The sequence below is a fragment of the Pseudoalteromonas sp. Z9A4 genome, from assembly GCF_011378845.1.
GTDB classification, from domain to species: Bacteria; Pseudomonadota; Gammaproteobacteria; order Enterobacterales; family Alteromonadaceae; genus Pseudoalteromonas; species Pseudoalteromonas arctica.
On record NZ_WTLA01000020.1, the window covers coordinates 25,939 to 42,370 of the forward strand.

A 16,432-nucleotide genomic window follows, 5' to 3' on the forward strand; every position below is an offset into this window, starting at 1 on the left:
AAATAAAAAAGGGACTTTCGCCCCTTTTTTCATTTTAATGTCATTTAAATTCGTTAGTGTAGTTAAAAACTATAAACTAGCGTTAATGACGTTTCTGTATCTGTTCTTTCTTCGTCATCTGCAACGTCTGAGTTGTTAATAATATTAAAAGCAACTTTCATTTGTAACGAGCCATTTATTTTAGCAAGTAATGCAGTTTCTGAGCGCGTTTTAGTGTTTGATTCACCATATTCAACGGCAACTAATTGGGTAAAACGTGCACTTTCTGAAATTTGCCAATTGTAGTCAAGCTTACCTAAAGCAATTACTTCACTTTCTCTTTCGCCAGCAAGTAAATTACCATTGTCGTCTTCTTGAGTACTCTCGTCTGAGTATTCAAAAAACTTGTAACCAGGACCAACTTCAGCATTTAACCACATAGTTTTTTCGCTTAGTAAACGCAAACCATAACCAGCTGATATTACAGATTCAGTTCTATACGCACCAAAATAATCTGATACGTGTGAACCATAAATGAATAAATGAGAATATTTTTCATTTAGCTTATAGTTGCCTTGCGCAGAAGCTGAGTACTTTTCATTGGTACGTTGCTTGTTTTTGTCGCCATCAGCATCTTCAATTTCATCTTCTTTGTAGATGCCATCAATTTTATATTCGTTATTCCAGCTATCTAGGTTGTGTAATACCTTAATGCCACCTTTTAAAGTAGTTGTTTCGGTATTACCACTAGTTACAATTGCACCTAGCTCACTGGTAACTTCCCACGTTTTTCGCTCTACAGTTTCTTCAGCGAATGCGTTAGTTGCAGCAGAAGCCGCAACTAAAATTGATAAAAGCTTTAATTTCATTAAAAATAACCTATCTAAGTGCTAATAATTAGTCTTGCTTGTGTAAGTGAACGTCCATTTGTGGAAATGGGATTGTAATATTTGCATCATCTAATGCAATTTTAATATTTTCCATTAATGACCAGTATGTAGGCCAGTAATCAGCAGAGTTAACCCAAGGTCGAACAATAAAGTTAACACTTGAATCGCCTAACTCATTTACAGCTACTGTATACGCGGGATCTTTAAGTAAACGAGTTTCTGCATCTAACACCGATTTTAATACTTCTTTTGCTTGACGTAAATCAGCATCGTAGCCAACACCAATAACTAAATCGATACGACGAGTAGATTCTCGAGAAAAATTAGTAATAGCACCCGACATTATTTGAGAGTTTGGCACAATAATTACTTTGTTGTCTGGAGTGCGTAGTTCAGTTGAAAATATTTCGATTTTCTTAACAGTACCCATTTTATTACCAGCTTCAACAAAATCGCCAGATTTAAATGGACGAAGTAAAATAATAAGTACGCCAGATGCAAAGTTAGATAACGATCCCTGCAACGCTAAACCAACAGCTAAGCCTGCAGCACCTAAAATAGCAATAAATGACGTTGTTTCAATACCAATTTGTGAAAGTGCCATTAAAATAGTGACTGCAAATACAAGAGTAAATACAATGCTTGCGACAAAAGACCCAACTGCTTTATCTACTTTCTTTTTAGCAAAACCTTTTTCGGTTAAGTTAGAACAAAACTTAGCAACACGACTACCAATTAAAAAGATAACAAGCGCAACAACAGCTTGAATACCGTAGTGTAAAATTAGGCCTGAGTTATCATTAAGCCAATTAAGTACTGAATCCATATTTACTCCAAATGTTTTTTATTAAGCGTTTTTCGATCATTATTATACATTAATTTACAATTTACTCTCATCGAATAATGAATTAATACTATAAACAAAAAGTAAATTTAGTTTTTTAGGTGTATTTATGCAATTAAATAAACTGATAAAATTTAGCTGCTTGATGTTTATTTAATTAATTTAAGTTTTTTTCACTTTTGGGCTTCACAAAATTTATTATTTTATGTATTATGCGCGCCACACCAAACAAGGTGTGTGTAGTGGCGGTTGTAGCTCAGTTGGTAGAGCCCCGGATTGTGATTCCGGTTGTCGCGGGTTCAAGCCCCGTCAATCGCCCCACTTTTTCTCTTCTTGATTTTATTACCTTCTAAAAAAATTAAAATCCCTTAAATATATTCGAAATTTTTAATACACTATTTAATCAATATTAAACAATTATTTAATATTCTTACTCCCTATTTAATCGCTCATTTTAATTACTCAGCTCACCTATCTAAACAATTAAAATACCTAAGACTATTTAAGTTTAATACATTACATTGCTAGTGTACTTTTTAAGTTAAAGCACTAAAAACATTTACTATATACACCCGCCAAAAACACTCTAAACTTGAGTGCCCGCAAGATAAATCCTTTATAAACATAAATACTCAATATAAGAGAGGGATTTTATACCTGCTGTTAGCTTGTGTAACTAATAAATCAAAAATACAACAAAAATAAAAGCCTAATCATGGGTACCCACAAGATTAAAGCTATATAATAAAATTAGAAATGACCTCCATGATAAGAGCTGCGCGAGGTAAACTCCCGCCTACAGGGGCGGAGTTATATTTGTAGGCGGGGCTTTATGCCGCGCTTTTATGTTTGAGATGTTTTATTTGCGCGAGGTAAACTCAACTATAAGAGCTGCGCGAGGTAAACTCCCGCCTACAGGGCGAGTTATAGTTGTAGGCGGGGCTTTATGCCGCGCTTTTATGTTTGAGCTGTTTTACTTGCGCGAGGTGGACTCAACTATAAGAGCTGCGCGAGGTAAACTCCCGCCTACATGGCGGTGTTAAATTTGTAGGCGGGGCTTTATGCCGCGCTTTTGTGTTTGAGATGTTTTATTTGCACGAGGTGAACTCTTGCATGTAATTTATAATAAATTATAAAAAATGCCACCTTAAATAAGGTGGCATTTACACACGGGGTTATTTCTACTTATAGAAATCCTTTTACTTTTTATTTGTTTTTTTATGTTGTTTTATTAACAAAAAATATGTTCCCAAAGGTAGCATTTAGCGCTTTGGGTAGCAACAGTAAAAGGTAAAGTTCATATATCTGCCATATTAATGTCATAAAAAAGCGCGGAGTAAATTCGCGCTCATATACTTAACTGCCGTTATATTTTAATACACACGTATTTTTCTTCTAGGTACTCATCAAGTCCTTGATGCCCGCCTTCGCGGCCCAAACCAGATTGTTTAACGCCACCGAAAGGCGCGACTGGGTTTGATATAACACCTTCGTTTACACCTACCATACCAAATTCAAGCCCTTCACTAATTCGGTAAATTTGCTTAATATTTTGGCTGTAAAAGTAGGCTGCTAGACCAAATGGTACATCGTTAGCAAGTGCAAGCACTTCACTTTCTTCATCAAAAGGAATAACCGTTAATACTGGACCAAATACTTCTTCGTGGTAAATATCCATCTCTGTCGTTACGTTGTTTACTATTAATGGGTTTTGAAAGCTGCCACCTAAGTCACTATTATCGCCAATCAACGTAGCCCCTTTATCGAGTGCCTCTTGTACTAACTGTTGTACTTTATCTTTGGCTTTAGGGTAAATGAGTGGGCCAATATCAACATCGTCTTCAAAACCATTTGCCACTTTTAGCGCTGCAACCTTAGGCGTGATTTTTGACAGTACTTTGTCGAGAATATTACGCTGTATAAAGATACGGTTTGCAGCAACACATGCCTGCCCACTATTTCTAAATTTAGCCGCCATTAGCCCTTCTACAGCTTCATCTAAATCTGCATTATCAAAAATGATAAAAGGCGCATTGCCGCCAAGCTCCATCGAGGTACGTTTAATTGTGTCTGCACATTGCGACAGCAACTGCTTACCTACACCGGTAGAGCCGGTAAATGTAAACTTACGCACGATTTCTGAGTCAGTCAGCATTTTACCTACTGTTTTGGCATCTTGTGAAACCAGTACATTAAATGCACCTTTAACAAAACCAGCTTGATCGGCCAGATAAGCAAGTGCGATAGCGCATAGTGGCGTATGTTCAGAAGGTTTAAGTATAAAGCTACAGCCCGCAGCGTAAGCTGGAGCTACTTTACGAGTAACCATAGCAACGGGGAAGTTCCATGGCGTAATACCAGCTACAACACCTACAGGCTGCTTAAAGCTAGTTAAACGATGCGAGTCATCTGTTGGCGGAATTACATCGCCGTAACTACGTTTGGCTTCTTCTGCAAACCATTTGATAAAACCTGCACCGTAGTTAATTTCGCCAAGCGATTCTTTGAGCGGCTTGCCTTGCTCTTTGGTCATTAACTCTGCAAGTGTTTGTTTGTGTTTTATAACTAGCTCATACCAGCGCATCAACGTTTCGCTTCGCTCGGTGGCATTCGTTGATTTTAACTTAGTAAAAGCCCCTTGAGCTGCGCTTATTGCGCTATTTACACCCTGCTCGTCAATATCGCTTACTTCAACAATACTTTTTTCGGTAGCGGGATCGTTAACGCTAAAGCGCGTATCCGTTTTATAAAATTCGCCGTTAATAAATGAGTCAGAAAAAATAAGATTACTCAAAATAAACCTCCAAAATAGATTTTAGGGATTGGGTTGAACTCGTAGCAGCGGGTTTACCCCGCGTTTATATAATCTGAAAAATACGTGATCATTTTGATGTTCAAGTTTGAGATTAGAAAAAATTAACTTAAAACGTTTGAGATTTAAAAACGCGACATAAAGTCGCTGCTACGTGTTTATAAATGCTTTTTTGAAACAAAAAAGCCGCTGTATCAAACAGCGGCTTTTAATATATACATCGTTAAAAACTAGTGCTCTTCATTAACGATATTGAGATTGTACTTAGGTATTTCAACCACTAGGTCTTCATCTCTTATAATTGCTTGGCAACCAAGGCGTGACTCAGGCTCTAAGCCCCATGCTTTATCTAGCATGTCATCTTCTAGCTCATCACTCTCTTGTAGTGAATCAAATCCTTCACGAATCACTAAATGACACGTAGTACATGCACACGACTTTTCGCAGGCATGTGCAATGCTAATGCCATTTTTAAGTGCAGCGTCGAGTACCGTTTGGCCTGTAGGAGCTTCAATTGCAGCGCCGTCAGGACATAATTCAGGATGTGGAAGAAAAACAATTTGTGGCATTCTAATCTCTCTTAAATGTTGTCTACTGACTGCCCTGTAAGGGCCTTTTTAATTGATGCATCCATTCTACGCGATGCAAAGTCGCTACTCGCATTATCGACTTTTTCGATAGCTGCTTTAATTTCGCCAGGCTCTTGTGCATTTTCGCGCACTTTTACCAGTTCTGCAATTTCAGCGCGTAAGTTAGCAAGTTGCATATCGTCAAGTAATGCAGCATCGGCTGCAAGTGATGCATTAAGCGCTTCTATTACGCGTAACGCTTCTACTTGTTGCTCTTTAAGCATACGTGCTTGCATATCGCCTTTAGCGTTGCTCATTGACTCTTTTAGCATGTTAGCTACTTGGTCGTCAGATAAACCAAACGAAGGCTTAACCTGAATCTCAGCTTGTACACCTGTTGATTTTTCCATAGCTGAAACACTTAATAGGCCATCAGCATCAACTTTAAAGGTTACACGAATATGCGCAGCGCCTGCCGCCATTGGTGGAATACCTTTTAAGCTAAACTTAGCAAGCGAACGACAATCATCAACAAGCTCACGTTCGCCTTGCAGCACATGTAATGACATGGCTGTTTGGCCATCTTTAAACGTTGTAAATTCTTGTGCGCGCGCTACCGGAATCGTTGTATTGCGTGGAATGATTTTTTCAACCAAACCACCCATCGTTTCAAGACCTAGCGACAACGGTAATACATCAAGCAATAGCATGTCAGAATCTGGCTTATTGCCAATTAGCACGTCGGCTTGAAGCGCAGCGCCTAAAGCCACAACGCGATCAGGGTCGATTGAAGTTAGCGGTTCTTTATCAAAAAAGCTTTGTACTTGGCTACGTACCAATGGCATACGGGTTGAACCGCCTACCATAATAACTTGCAGTACTTCGTCGTTTTCTATGCCAGCATCTTTTACAGCACGGCGACACGAACGCAGTGTTTTTTTAACGAGTGGCATAGCCATTTCGTCAAATGTTTCGCGTGTTACTTCTACTGTGTATTTTTGATCGTCAAACTCAAGGCCCACGTTTACTTTAGCGTATTGGCTTAGTGCTTCTTTACACGCTTTTGCTTTATTAATGAATAAACGTAAAACCGAAGGTGACAACGCTGACACACCAGTTTGCTGCTTAAAGTAATCAACAAGTAGTGAGTCAAAGTCATCGCCGCCGAGGCTTGAGTCGCCACCGGTTGCCATTACTTCAAACACACCTTGGTGTAATCTAAGTACTGATATATCAAATGTACCACCGCCTAAGTCGTAAACAGCAATAATACCTTCTTGACCTGAATCTAAACCATAAGCAACCGCTGCTGCTGTTGGCTCATTTAATAGACGTAGTACGTTAATACCAGCCAGCTCTGCGGCATCTTTAGTACCTTGGCGCTGTGCGTCATCAAAGTACGCTGGTACTGTAATTACAGCCCCTAAAATTTCTTGGTTGCCAAAACTTTGCTCAGCTCGTGCTTTTAATGCAGCTAAAATATGGCTTGATGCTTTAATTGGACTGATTTTACCTGCCGCAGTTTCTATTGCTAGCGCACCATTGTGCTCACAGAACTCATACGGTAGTTGCCCATAACTTTTCTCTATTTCAGCCTGAGTTTTACCTAAAAAACGCTTAATCGAAATAAGTGTATTAACAGGGTCTTGCGTTGCTGCTTGTGCAGCCTCTGCGCCAACAGTAATACCGCCTGCTTGATAACGAACAACCGACGGTAACATAGCCGCGCCAAGATCATCAGTTAACGTGCGGGCTTCGCCACTTTGTACTGTTGCAACTAATGAGTTAGTTGTACCAAGATCAATACCAATAGCTAGTTTATGTTCGTGTGGTGCCGCGCTCTGCCCCGGCTCAGCAATTTGCAATAATGCCATAATGCTCTTTAAACTCGTGTTGCTCGCTTTGCAGCAAGTAATTAATCGTCAAATAAACTGTCTTCAATGCGCTCTAGTTCGTCACGTAATTTATAAACAAATTTCAGTTTACGAATATTGTCTGCGGCAAGTTGATATTGCTGCTCATCGTTACTTGCTAGTTGCTCTGCAAGTTGTGCACTGTACTGCGTGTTTAGTTGCTTAATTTGTTTTTCAAAATTTGCAATGGCGGTATCAGGATCGCTCGACGATGCTAACTCTTCAAGCTCTTCGCGAAGCTCCATTTGTTGCATTAAGAACATTGGATCTTGCAAGGTTTGCTGCTCGGCTCGAATATCAACGCCTAGCTCGCTCAACATATATTCAGCACGCTTTACTGGGTGCTTTAATGTTTGTAGCGCATCGTTAATTTCGGCGGCGCTTTGCACTGCCATTAACTTATCGCGGCTGCTCGCATTGGCGTGGCGATCGGGATGTACAGTACGCTGTAATTCCAAGTAGTGCTTGTTAACCGTTGCTAAATCAATATTGTAGTCAACTGGTATTGCAAATAATTCAAAGTAACGCATAACTTCAACCAATAATATTCAGAAATTAATTTCAAAAATAACAAAGCCCTACATTAACTGGCAGGGCTTATTTATACTACAAAGATATTTTAAGCTTAAACGGTAAAGCTTTCGCCACAACCACACTCATCTGCTTGATTAGGGTTTCTAAATTTAAACCCTTCATTTAAGCCTTCTTTAGTGTAGTCGAGCTCTGTGCCATCGATGTAAACTAAGCTTTTAGCGTCAACAATTAATGTTACACCTTTAGCCGCAAAAGTTTCATCGTCTTCGTTTAAATCGTCAACAAACTCAAGTACATAAGCAAGACCTGAACAGCCCGTCGTTTTAATGCCAACGCGCAGGCCTAAACCTTTACCGCGGTTTGCTAAAAATGATTGTACGCGGTTTGCTGCCGCATCTGTCAATGTCACTGCCATGAGTTTCTCTTCTTACTTCGCTTGTTTGCTTTTGTAGTCTGCAATTGCTGCTTGAATTGCGTCTTCGGCTAAAATTGAACAGTGAATTTTCACTGGTGGTAATTCAAGCTCTGCACTGATATCAGTGTTTTTAATTGTCGCTGCTTCGTCTAGCGTTTTGCCTTTAACCCACTCTGTTACAAGTGAAGATGAAGCAATTGCGCTACCACAACCGTAGGTTTTGAATTTTGCATCTTCAATAACGCCTTCGGCAGATACTTTAATTTGCAATTTCATTACGTCACCACATGCTGGTGCGCCTACCATACCCGTTGCCACTGACGGATCATTCTTATCTAGAGTACCTACGTTACGTGGGTTTTCTACGTGGTCGATTACTTTATCACTATAAGCCATTATTCTATCCTCATTACCTGCTAGGGTATGTGCTCACACTATTAGTGGTGAGCCCATTCAACTGAATCTAAATCAATACCTTCTTGATGCATCTCCCAAAGTGGAGACATCTCACGTAGGCGACCGATAGAGTTTTTCATTAATTCGACGGTGTAATCAATCTCTTCTTCGGTAGTAAAGCGACCAATACTAAAACGAATTGAGCTATGTGCTAATTCATCGTTACGGCCAAGTGCACGTAATACATAAGAAGGCTCTAAGCTTGCAGATGTACAGGCTGAACCTGACGATACTGCAATGTCTTTTACTGCCATAAGTAACGACTCACCTTCAACAAAGTTAAAGCTGATGTTTACAATGCCAGGTACTGATTGGTCTTGCGTGCCGTTAAAGTATACTTCGTCCATATCAGCCATAATACCGTCGATTAAACGATTACGTAAGGCGCTGATGTGTGCGTGATCTTTTTCGAAATCTTGCTTAGCAATTTTAAACGCTGTACCCATACCCACTAATTGGTGAGTAGCTAGTGTACCAGAGCGCATACCGCGTTCATGTCCGCCACCGTGCATTTGCGCTTCAAGGCGAGCACGTGGTTTACGACGAACGTAAAGTGCACCAACACCTTTAGGGCCATACACTTTATGTGCAGAGAACGACATAAAATCAACTTTAAGCTGTTGCACGTCGATTAATACTTTACCCGCGCTTTGCGCTGCATCTACGTGGAACATAATTTTACGTTCGCGACACATTTCGCCAATAGTCGCGATATCTTGAATTACACCTAGCTCGTTATTAACGTGCATGATGCTTACAAGTACTGTGTCGTCACGCATTGTGTCGGCAAGTTTTTGTAAATCAAGTAGGCCGTTTTCTTCAACGTCCATATAAGTTACTTCAAAACCTTGGCGCTCAAGCTCACGACATGTGTCGATTACAGCTTTATGCTCAGTTTTAGCGGTAATAACGTGCTTACCTTTTTTCTTGTAAAACTGTGCTGCACCTTTAATAGCAAGGTTATTTGATTCTGTTGCACCCGATGTGAAAACAATTTCACGTGGGTCTGCATTAATTAAATCAGCAATATCTGTACGTGCTTGGTCAACAGCTTCTTCTGCTTGCCAACCAAAACGGTGTGAGCGTGACGCAGGATTACCAAACTTACCGTCCATTGTCAGGCATTGCATCATTTCTTTAGCAACACGTTCGTCAACAGGCGTGGTCGCTGCGTAATCTAAATAAATCGGTAACTTCATTTCTCTCTCCGCTGCAGGTCAACCTTAAAGTTGACAGCTTACTTGAATGTTTTCCAACTGCTTAATTGCATTATTAATACTGTTATCTTGGCGCGATGCTATTTCTTTCACATCTGATTTTTCCACCAATTCAGCAAGGGTAATATTATTCAAAAATTCTTCTATGCGTGCGCTTAGGTCTGACCACAAATTATGTGTTAAACAACGCATACCACTCTGACAGCCGGTATCGGCACCTTGGCAACGTGTTGCATCGACCGATTCGTCTACGGCGCTAATAATATCGCCAACAGAGATAACGCTCGTTTCACGTCCTAGTAAATAGCCACCACCAGGTCCACGAACAGAACTTACTAGGCCATTTTTACGTAGGCGAGCAAATAATTGTTCAAGGTAAGACAAAGAAATTTCTTGTCTTTGTGAAATATCAGCAAGGGCTACAGGACCTACACCTGTGTGTAGTGCAACATCCAGCATAGCTGTAACGGCATATCTGCCTTTTGATGTTAACTTCATAACGCCCCCTGCACAAAAGAGTGCAAATTTTAATTACCAGAGTAAATTAGTCAAGTATTATCACTTGATAAAAATTTGATTTATAAACTCTTACTTTTTAAATTGTAGAGTTAACAAACTTTCAATACTTGACCTCTTTGGTCAAGTATTACAGCCATTGTAATTACCTGAGTAATTTAGTCAAGTATTAGCTAGTTATTTACCCATTGATTTTTATAACTAATAGCTATACCTAAGTTACTTAGGGATAGACTTATTAATTGAGGTGAGAATACCGCGTAAAATATTCATTTCGGCATCTTCAGGGTGAGCTCGGTTAAATAAACGACGTAATTTAGTCATAACTAAACCAGGGTGCTGTTTGATAATAAAGCCGGTTTTGAAAAGCGTCTCTTCAAGGTGCTCATAAAACAGTTCTGTTTGTTTTGAGCTTGGGTAAACAGCATCGTCTTCTTCAACCTTTTTAGGTTGTTGATTTAAAAACGCCATACGTGTTTCGTAACTAAGTGTTTGTACGGCCATAGCTAAATTAAGCGAGCTGTACTCTGGATTAGCAGGAATACATACATGGTAATTACAAAGCTGTAATTCTTCATTAGTTAAGCCGCTGTTTTCACGACCAAATACTAGCGCTACAGGACCATTTACAGCTTCAGCAACGAGTTTTTCACCACATTCACGTGGTTCAACCATTGGCCACGAAAGCGTACGAGAACGCGCACTTGTGCCAATCGTTAATGTACAGTCAGCGATAGCTTCTTCAACGGTACCTACAATAACTGCATTGCCTAAAACATCAGTTGCGCCTGCAGCTAATGCACTTGCTTGGCTGTCTATTTCGCAAGCAGGATCAACTAAATAAAGTTTTGATAAACCCATGGTTTTCATGGCGCGAGCCGCCGAACCAATATTGCCCGAATGTGACGTGTTAACTAAAACAATGCGAATATCATCTAAGATCATTACTGTGCTACTTTGCTATGCCAAAAAATTGCGCAAATTCTAACATGAAAATGTAATAAGATCCTAGATCCTAATAAAAGCGCGGCATAAAGCCCCGCCAACAAATATCCCGTAGGCGGTAGTTTACCTCGCGCAGGCTTATATAACGCTAATAACGCTTTTTAAACCATTGCCGCCTTTACATAAACATCAAAACGGTTCTTTTTGGTTTTGATCTGCATACTTGGGGTTTTTTCGTTTAAGAATGGGGCGTAATCGGGGCGCTTTACAACGACACGCTTACTTGCAAGTGGATAGGCAAAATCAAGTAGGTCGTCAGCGTCGTTGTCTGCACCAACAAGCTCTTGAAACACGCGCATTTCTTTTTTAACTAATGCTGATTTTTCGCGATGCGGGAACATGGGATCTAAATAAACAACATCAGGCATGCTTTCGCATTGAGAGAGTAAAGTATGGCTTGAGCCAAATATTAGGCTCATGTTTTCTTTCATCCACAAACCAATTTCAATATCACTATAGGCTCGCTTTAAACCATCGTATAAAAGTGCAGCTACAACTGGGTGACGTTCATGTAATATAACTTTGCACCCTAGCGAGGCAAGTACAAAACCATCTCGCCCTAAACCTGCGGTAGCATCAAGCACAACAGGCGTAGCTCCTTTATTTAAGCCTACTGCTTTGGCAATGGCTTGGCCTTTACCACCGCCAAACTTGCGCCTATGGGCGGCAGCACCGGTTACAAAGTCAACGTTAATTGCGCCTAGTTTAGGCTCGTCGGTTTTAAATAGGCTTAACCCTTTATCGTCGTAATGTAAGCTAAAACCACTGCAATTTTGCGCCCATTGGGCTAAACCAAAGCGTGTTTCTAATTCATTTAAATAAGGACGACACTCTTTAAAAGCACATTGAATAACCACAAATAACTCCGACGATAAAATACGCCTGTAGTATATCAACCGCTTTACTTTAAAGCACTAAAATAGCTTTAGAACATTATGGTGGGTAACAAAAAAGCGCCATATAGGCGCTTTAATTTGGTTTGTGCTAAATATTTTATTTTAAGCTGCAATACCGCTGTGACGTAGTAAGGCGTCAACATTAGGCTCACGACCACGGAACTTTTTAAATAATTCCATTGGCTCTTCGCTACCGCCTTTTTCTAAAATATTTTTTAAGAATGCTTGGCCTGTTGCGGCGTTAAAAATACCTTCTTCTTCAAATTTAGAATAAGCATCAGCAGAGAGTACTTCAGCCCATTTATACGAGTAGTAACCTGCACTATAACCACCGGCAAAAATATGGCTAAAACCATTTTGAAAACGGTTAAACTCAGGCGGTTTAACGATTGATGTGCGGCTACGTACATCGTTTAGTACTGCTTGAATTTGGCATTGCTCACCCACTTTGTAATCGTTATGGATTTTAAAATCGAATAACGAAAACTCAATTTGACGTAGCATTTGTACGCCTGAGTTATAGTTTTTAGCAGCAAGTAACTTATCAAGTAGCTCTTTAGGTAACGGCTCGCCCGTTTCATAATGACCTGAAATAAAGCTCAGTGCTTCTTCTTCATAACACCAATTTTCTAAAAACTGACTAGGAAGCTCTACCGCATCCCACGCTACACCATTAATGCCAGCCACTGGCGCGGCATCAACTTGTGTAAGCATGTGGTGAATACCATGACCAAACTCATGAAATAAAGTAGTTACTTCGTCATGAGTAAACAGCGCCGGTTTATCGCCAACCGCCTTATTAAAGTTACACACTAAATAAGCCACTGGAGTTTGTAGTTCGCCGTTAGCGCGTACTTTACGACCCATACAGTCATCCATCCACGCGCCGCCACGTTTGTGGTCGCGTGCATATAAATCGAGATAAAAACGTCCGCGTAGAGTATTGCTACTATCTACAATTTCAAAAAAGCGTACATCTTTGTGATAAGTATCAAAATCGGTAACTTCTTTTACGTTGATACCAAATAAACGGTTAACAGTTTCGAATAAGCCACTTAATACTTTATTTGCTGGGAAGTAAGGACGTAGTACTTCATCTGAAATAGCGTACTTTTCTTGCTTAAGTTTTTCGCTGTAGTAACCAAAATCCCATGCTTGTAATTCAGAGATACCATGTTTTTGCTCAGCATATGCTTTTAGCTCTGCGACTTCTTGTTCTGCTTGTGGTTTTGATTTAGCTGCTAGGTCTTCTAAAAATGAGAATACTTGTTCTGGTGTTTCGGCCATTTTAGTCGCTAGTGACTTTTCAGCGTAGCTGTTGAATCCTAGTAACTGTGCAAGTTCATGACGAAGCGCAAGCTCCTCACTCATAATCTCTGAGTTATCAAATTCACCAGCGTTAGGGCCTTGATCTGATGCGCGCGTAGAAAACGCGGTGTAAGTTTCTTTGCGTAATTCGCGGTTATCTGCGTAAGCCATTATTGGTAAGTACGACGGAAAATCGAGTGTAAATAACCAACCATCTAATTCTTTACTTTTTGCAGTATCAGCTGCAAGCGCTAAAGCAGACTCTGGCAAGCCAGCTAAATCGCTTTCATCAGTAATATGTTTGCGCCAAGCAAGTGTGGCATCCATTACGTTGTTGCCAAATTTTGAGGCAAGTTCTGATAAACGCGCGCTAATTTCGCCGTAGCGTGTTTGCTGCTTCGGCGCTAATGCAATACCCGATAATTTAAAATCGCGTAGCGCATTAGTAATTGTTTTTTGTTGTGCTGTCGTCAGCGTTTTAAATTCGTCACTGTTATAAAGCGTATTATACGCGTTGTATAAACCTTGATGCTGACCTACAAATGTTGAATATTCAGATATTAACGGTAAGCACTGCTCGTAAGCTTCACGTAATTCGTCGTTATTCATTACTGAATTTAAATGCGATACAGGGGAGAACATGCGCGATAATTTATCGTCAGCTTCTTCAAGGGGTAATACTAAGTCATCCCACGTATACGAGCCTTTAGCTAACACGTCATCAATGGCTTTACGACAAAGCTCGATACCGTCTTTTAGTGCTGGTACTACGTACTCAGGCTTTATTTTTGAAAATGGTGGTAAGCCTTCAAGGCCAATTAATGGGTTGCTCATAAATACTCTCTTTGCGTTAATGCATTACGTTTTAAATTGGGTCTAAAAGTAAAAAAACAACTCAGCCGCTTTTAAGTTGTTTAATTTTAATAAGGTTGCTCTAAAGCAAAACACAAATAACCCATTAATGAGTCGGCCACTTTATAACGTTCTAACACCGTATCAACTAGGTTATTACTACATATTTGCTTTTGAGTAAGTGGGCTAATGGCTATAAAGTCTTTTCGTTTGAGCTCATCTATTAAGGGGTGCTCTTTTTCAAAACCTCTTGGTGGGCGTTTTAGCGACTCTCCTGACATTTCAAATATAGATTTAAATTGCTCATCATAAATTGCTTTTTTATAGCTATTTGGGTTTTCATCTATGCAGGTTCTAATTGCATTAAGCGCCTTTGATTCTGGTCGCCAAATACCAGCACCTACAAAACATTCGTCATTTGCTAAGTGAAAATAAAAACCAGGGGCGTGTACGTCTTTTCCCATAAAATGGCGAAATTGAATCCCTACATTAATTTTATATGGGGTTTTATCTTTACTAAAACGCGCGTCTTTATGGATTCTCATTAAACTACCGCCGACTTTTTTATCTGATGCGACAAAATGGCTAGAAACCTCAGCAAGTGGTGCTTGCATTTGCCTAATGAAATCTAAAGCGGGCTCTCTTACGTATTCCTCATACTGTGATTTATGGTCGTTAAACCAGTCTCTATTATTGTTTTGATCAAGCTGAGCAAGAAATTCGAATGTTTTTTTACTAAACATAGGTCACCTAAACACTCTTTATTTTTAAAACTTAATGTTATGCTAATGCGCATAAAACTCAACGCCTAAGGACATAAAATGACACAACACTTTGATTATATTGCAATCGGTGGTGGCAGTGGTGGTATTGCCTCTGCAAATAGAGCGGCAATGCGTGGCGCTAAAGTAGCACTTATAGAAGCAAAACACATGGGCGGCACGTGTGTAAACGTGGGCTGCGTACCTAAAAAAGTAATGTGGCACGGTGCTCAGGTTGCTGAAGCAATTAATTTATATGCCCCAGATTACGGCTTTAATGTTGAAGTTAAAGGCTTTGATTGGAGCAAGTTAGTAGAAAGCCGTGAAGCCTACATAGGCCGAATTCATAAAGGTTATGACAGTGGCCTTGCTAGCAATGGCGTTACTGTAATTAAAGGCTTTGCTAAATTTGTAGATAATAAAACAGTTGAAGTAAACGGCAAGCACTACACAGCCGACCATATATTAATTGCAGTAGGTGGACGCCCAAGTATTCCGCATATTGAAGGTGCTGAACACGGTATCGATTCAAATGGCTTTTTTGAGCTAAAAGAGCAACCTAAGCGCGTTGCAGTTATTGGCGCAGGCTACATAGCCGTCGAGCTTGCTGGTGTATTACATGGTTTAGGTACTGAAACACATTTATTTGTTCGTAAGCATTCTCCACTTCGTAACTTTGACCCATACATAGTTGAAACACTTGTTGATGTTATGGCTGCTGAAGGCCCTACTCTTCATACAGAATCTGTACCTCATAAATTAGTTAAAGAAGATGATGGCTCTGTAACGCTACATTTAGATAATGGCAAAACTCATAACGTTGACCAAGTAATTTGGGCCATTGGCCGCCAGCCAACAACAGATGCAATTAATGTAGCCGCTGCTGGCGTAGAAGTTAACAGCGATGGTTTTGTTAAAGTTGATGAGTTTCAAAATACCACAGCTAAAAACGTTTATGCTGTTGGTGATATTATCGAAAACGGTATTGAACTTACGCCTGTAGCAGTTAAAGCAGGGCGTACTTTATCAGAGCGTTTATTTAATAAAGAACTACCTGATGATTTAAAAATGGATTACAGCCTAGTTCCTACTGTTGTATTTAGTCACCCACCAATTGGTACTATTGGCCTTACTGAACAAGAAGCTATTTCTCAGTATGGCGAAGAAAACGTTAAGATTTACCAATCTGGTTTTACGGCTATGTACACAGCGGTAACTAAACATCGCCAGCCTTGTAAAATGAAACTTGTATGTGCCGGCCCAGACGAAAAAGTAGTTGGCCTACATGGTATTGGTTTTGCAGTTGATGAAATGATTCAAGGTTTTGCCGTTGCCATGAAAATGGGCGCAACTAAAGCTAATTTTGATGCCGTTGTTGCTATTCACCCGACTGGTTCGGAAGAATTTGTAACGATGCGCTAGGCTTTAAACTCTAGAACCTGACTTATATAAGCCTTTGCTATTT

The 16,432-nt window shown here is 39.9% G+C and carries 15 protein-coding genes and 1 tRNA gene; 2 read left to right on the top strand and 14 right to left on the bottom strand.

The genetic code is table 11. The features are described from left to right. Nucleotides 1-62 precede the first annotated feature (62 nt). Together GQR54_RS14005 and GQR54_RS14010 are read right to left on the bottom strand one after the other, a co-directional pair. Nucleotides 63-848, bottom strand: a complete 786-nt coding sequence (locus GQR54_RS14005) for a DUF481 domain-containing protein (protein ID WP_166378396.1) — start codon at nucleotides 846-848, stop codon at nucleotides 63-65. Nucleotides 849-876: 28 nt separating this feature from the next. Further along, on the bottom strand, nucleotides 877-1,695 hold the full coding sequence (locus tag GQR54_RS14010) for a mechanosensitive ion channel domain-containing protein (RefSeq protein ID WP_166378398.1): 819 nt from the start codon (nucleotides 1,693-1,695) through the stop codon (nucleotides 877-879). A 263-nt stretch (nucleotides 1,696-1,958) separates the two neighbouring features. On the opposite strand from GQR54_RS14010, the gene GQR54_RS14015 reads away from it, so the two are divergent. Continuing rightward, nucleotides 1,959-2,034: transfer RNA gene (locus GQR54_RS14015), tRNA-His, on the top strand. Nucleotides 2,035-3,079: 1,045 nt separating this feature from the next. On the opposite strand, the gene GQR54_RS14020 is transcribed toward GQR54_RS14015, so the two are convergent. The 12 genes from GQR54_RS14020 to GQR54_RS14075 all read right to left on the bottom strand — a co-directional run bounded on the left by GQR54_RS14020 (nucleotide 3,080) and on the right by GQR54_RS14075 (nucleotide 14,949). Next, nucleotides 3,080-4,507 carry an NAD-dependent succinate-semialdehyde dehydrogenase gene (locus GQR54_RS14020; protein ID WP_166378400.1) on the bottom strand — a complete coding sequence of 476 codons (1,428 nt, stop codon included), beginning with the start codon at nucleotides 4,505-4,507 and terminating at the stop codon, nucleotides 3,080-3,082. A gap of 248 nt (nucleotides 4,508-4,755) precedes the next feature. Next, nucleotides 4,756-5,094, bottom strand: coding sequence for an ISC system 2Fe-2S type ferredoxin (fdx, locus tag GQR54_RS14025; protein WP_007586379.1), 339 nt, complete (start codon nucleotides 5,092-5,094; stop codon nucleotides 4,756-4,758). Nucleotides 5,095-5,105: 11 nt separating this feature from the next. Beyond that, entirely contained in the window at nucleotides 5,106-6,968 is a 1,863-nt protein-coding gene (hscA, locus tag GQR54_RS14030) for a Fe-S protein assembly chaperone HscA (protein WP_166378402.1), read from the bottom strand. Nucleotides 6,969-7,009: 41 nt separating this feature from the next. Further along, the gene (gene hscB / locus GQR54_RS14035; RefSeq protein ID WP_166378404.1) at nucleotides 7,010-7,537 is read right to left on the bottom strand and encodes a co-chaperone HscB; all 528 of its coding nucleotides are present in this window, start codon (nucleotides 7,535-7,537) and stop codon (nucleotides 7,010-7,012) included. Nucleotides 7,538-7,632: 95 nt separating this feature from the next. Further along, nucleotides 7,633-7,956 (bottom strand): iron-sulfur cluster assembly protein IscA, encoded by a 324-nt coding sequence (gene iscA, locus GQR54_RS14040; protein ID WP_007377674.1) that lies wholly within the window; start codon nucleotides 7,954-7,956, stop codon nucleotides 7,633-7,635. 12 nt (nucleotides 7,957-7,968) lie between these two features. After that, nucleotides 7,969-8,352: a Fe-S cluster assembly scaffold IscU gene (iscU, locus tag GQR54_RS14045; RefSeq protein WP_007377675.1), complete on the bottom strand. Its 384-nt coding sequence runs from the start codon at nucleotides 8,350-8,352 to the stop codon at nucleotides 7,969-7,971. Between the two features lie 41 nt (nucleotides 8,353-8,393). Continuing rightward, nucleotides 8,394-9,611, bottom strand: coding sequence for an IscS subfamily cysteine desulfurase (locus tag GQR54_RS14050; RefSeq protein WP_002958425.1), 1,218 nt, complete (start codon nucleotides 9,609-9,611; stop codon nucleotides 8,394-8,396). A 24-nt stretch (nucleotides 9,612-9,635) separates the two neighbouring features. Beyond that, nucleotides 9,636-10,127 carry a Fe-S cluster assembly transcriptional regulator IscR gene (gene iscR, locus GQR54_RS14055; RefSeq protein WP_008170963.1) on the bottom strand — a complete coding sequence of 164 codons (492 nt, stop codon included), beginning with the start codon at nucleotides 10,125-10,127 and terminating at the stop codon, nucleotides 9,636-9,638. A gap of 237 nt (nucleotides 10,128-10,364) precedes the next feature. After that, nucleotides 10,365-11,090, bottom strand: coding sequence for a tRNA (cytosine(32)/uridine(32)-2'-O)-methyltransferase TrmJ (trmJ, locus tag GQR54_RS14060; RefSeq protein ID WP_002958423.1), 726 nt, complete (start codon nucleotides 11,088-11,090; stop codon nucleotides 10,365-10,367). Nucleotides 11,091-11,251: 161 nt separating this feature from the next. Further along, nucleotides 11,252-12,007, bottom strand: coding sequence for a class I SAM-dependent methyltransferase (locus GQR54_RS14065; RefSeq protein ID WP_166378406.1), 756 nt, complete (start codon nucleotides 12,005-12,007; stop codon nucleotides 11,252-11,254). Between the two features lie 141 nt (nucleotides 12,008-12,148). Beyond that, nucleotides 12,149-14,188, bottom strand: coding sequence for an oligopeptidase A (gene prlC / locus GQR54_RS14070; protein ID WP_166378408.1), 2,040 nt, complete (start codon nucleotides 14,186-14,188; stop codon nucleotides 12,149-12,151). Nucleotides 14,189-14,274: 86 nt separating this feature from the next. Then, on the bottom strand, nucleotides 14,275-14,949 hold the full coding sequence (locus tag GQR54_RS14075; protein ID WP_002958413.1) for a DUF2461 domain-containing protein: 675 nt from the start codon (nucleotides 14,947-14,949) through the stop codon (nucleotides 14,275-14,277). Nucleotides 14,950-15,027: 78 nt separating this feature from the next. Between GQR54_RS14075 and gorA the strand changes: the two genes are divergently transcribed. Next, entirely contained in the window at nucleotides 15,028-16,389 is a 1,362-nt protein-coding gene (gene gorA / locus GQR54_RS14080; protein WP_166378410.1) for a glutathione-disulfide reductase, read from the top strand. Nucleotides 16,390-16,432: the final 43 nt, after the last annotated feature.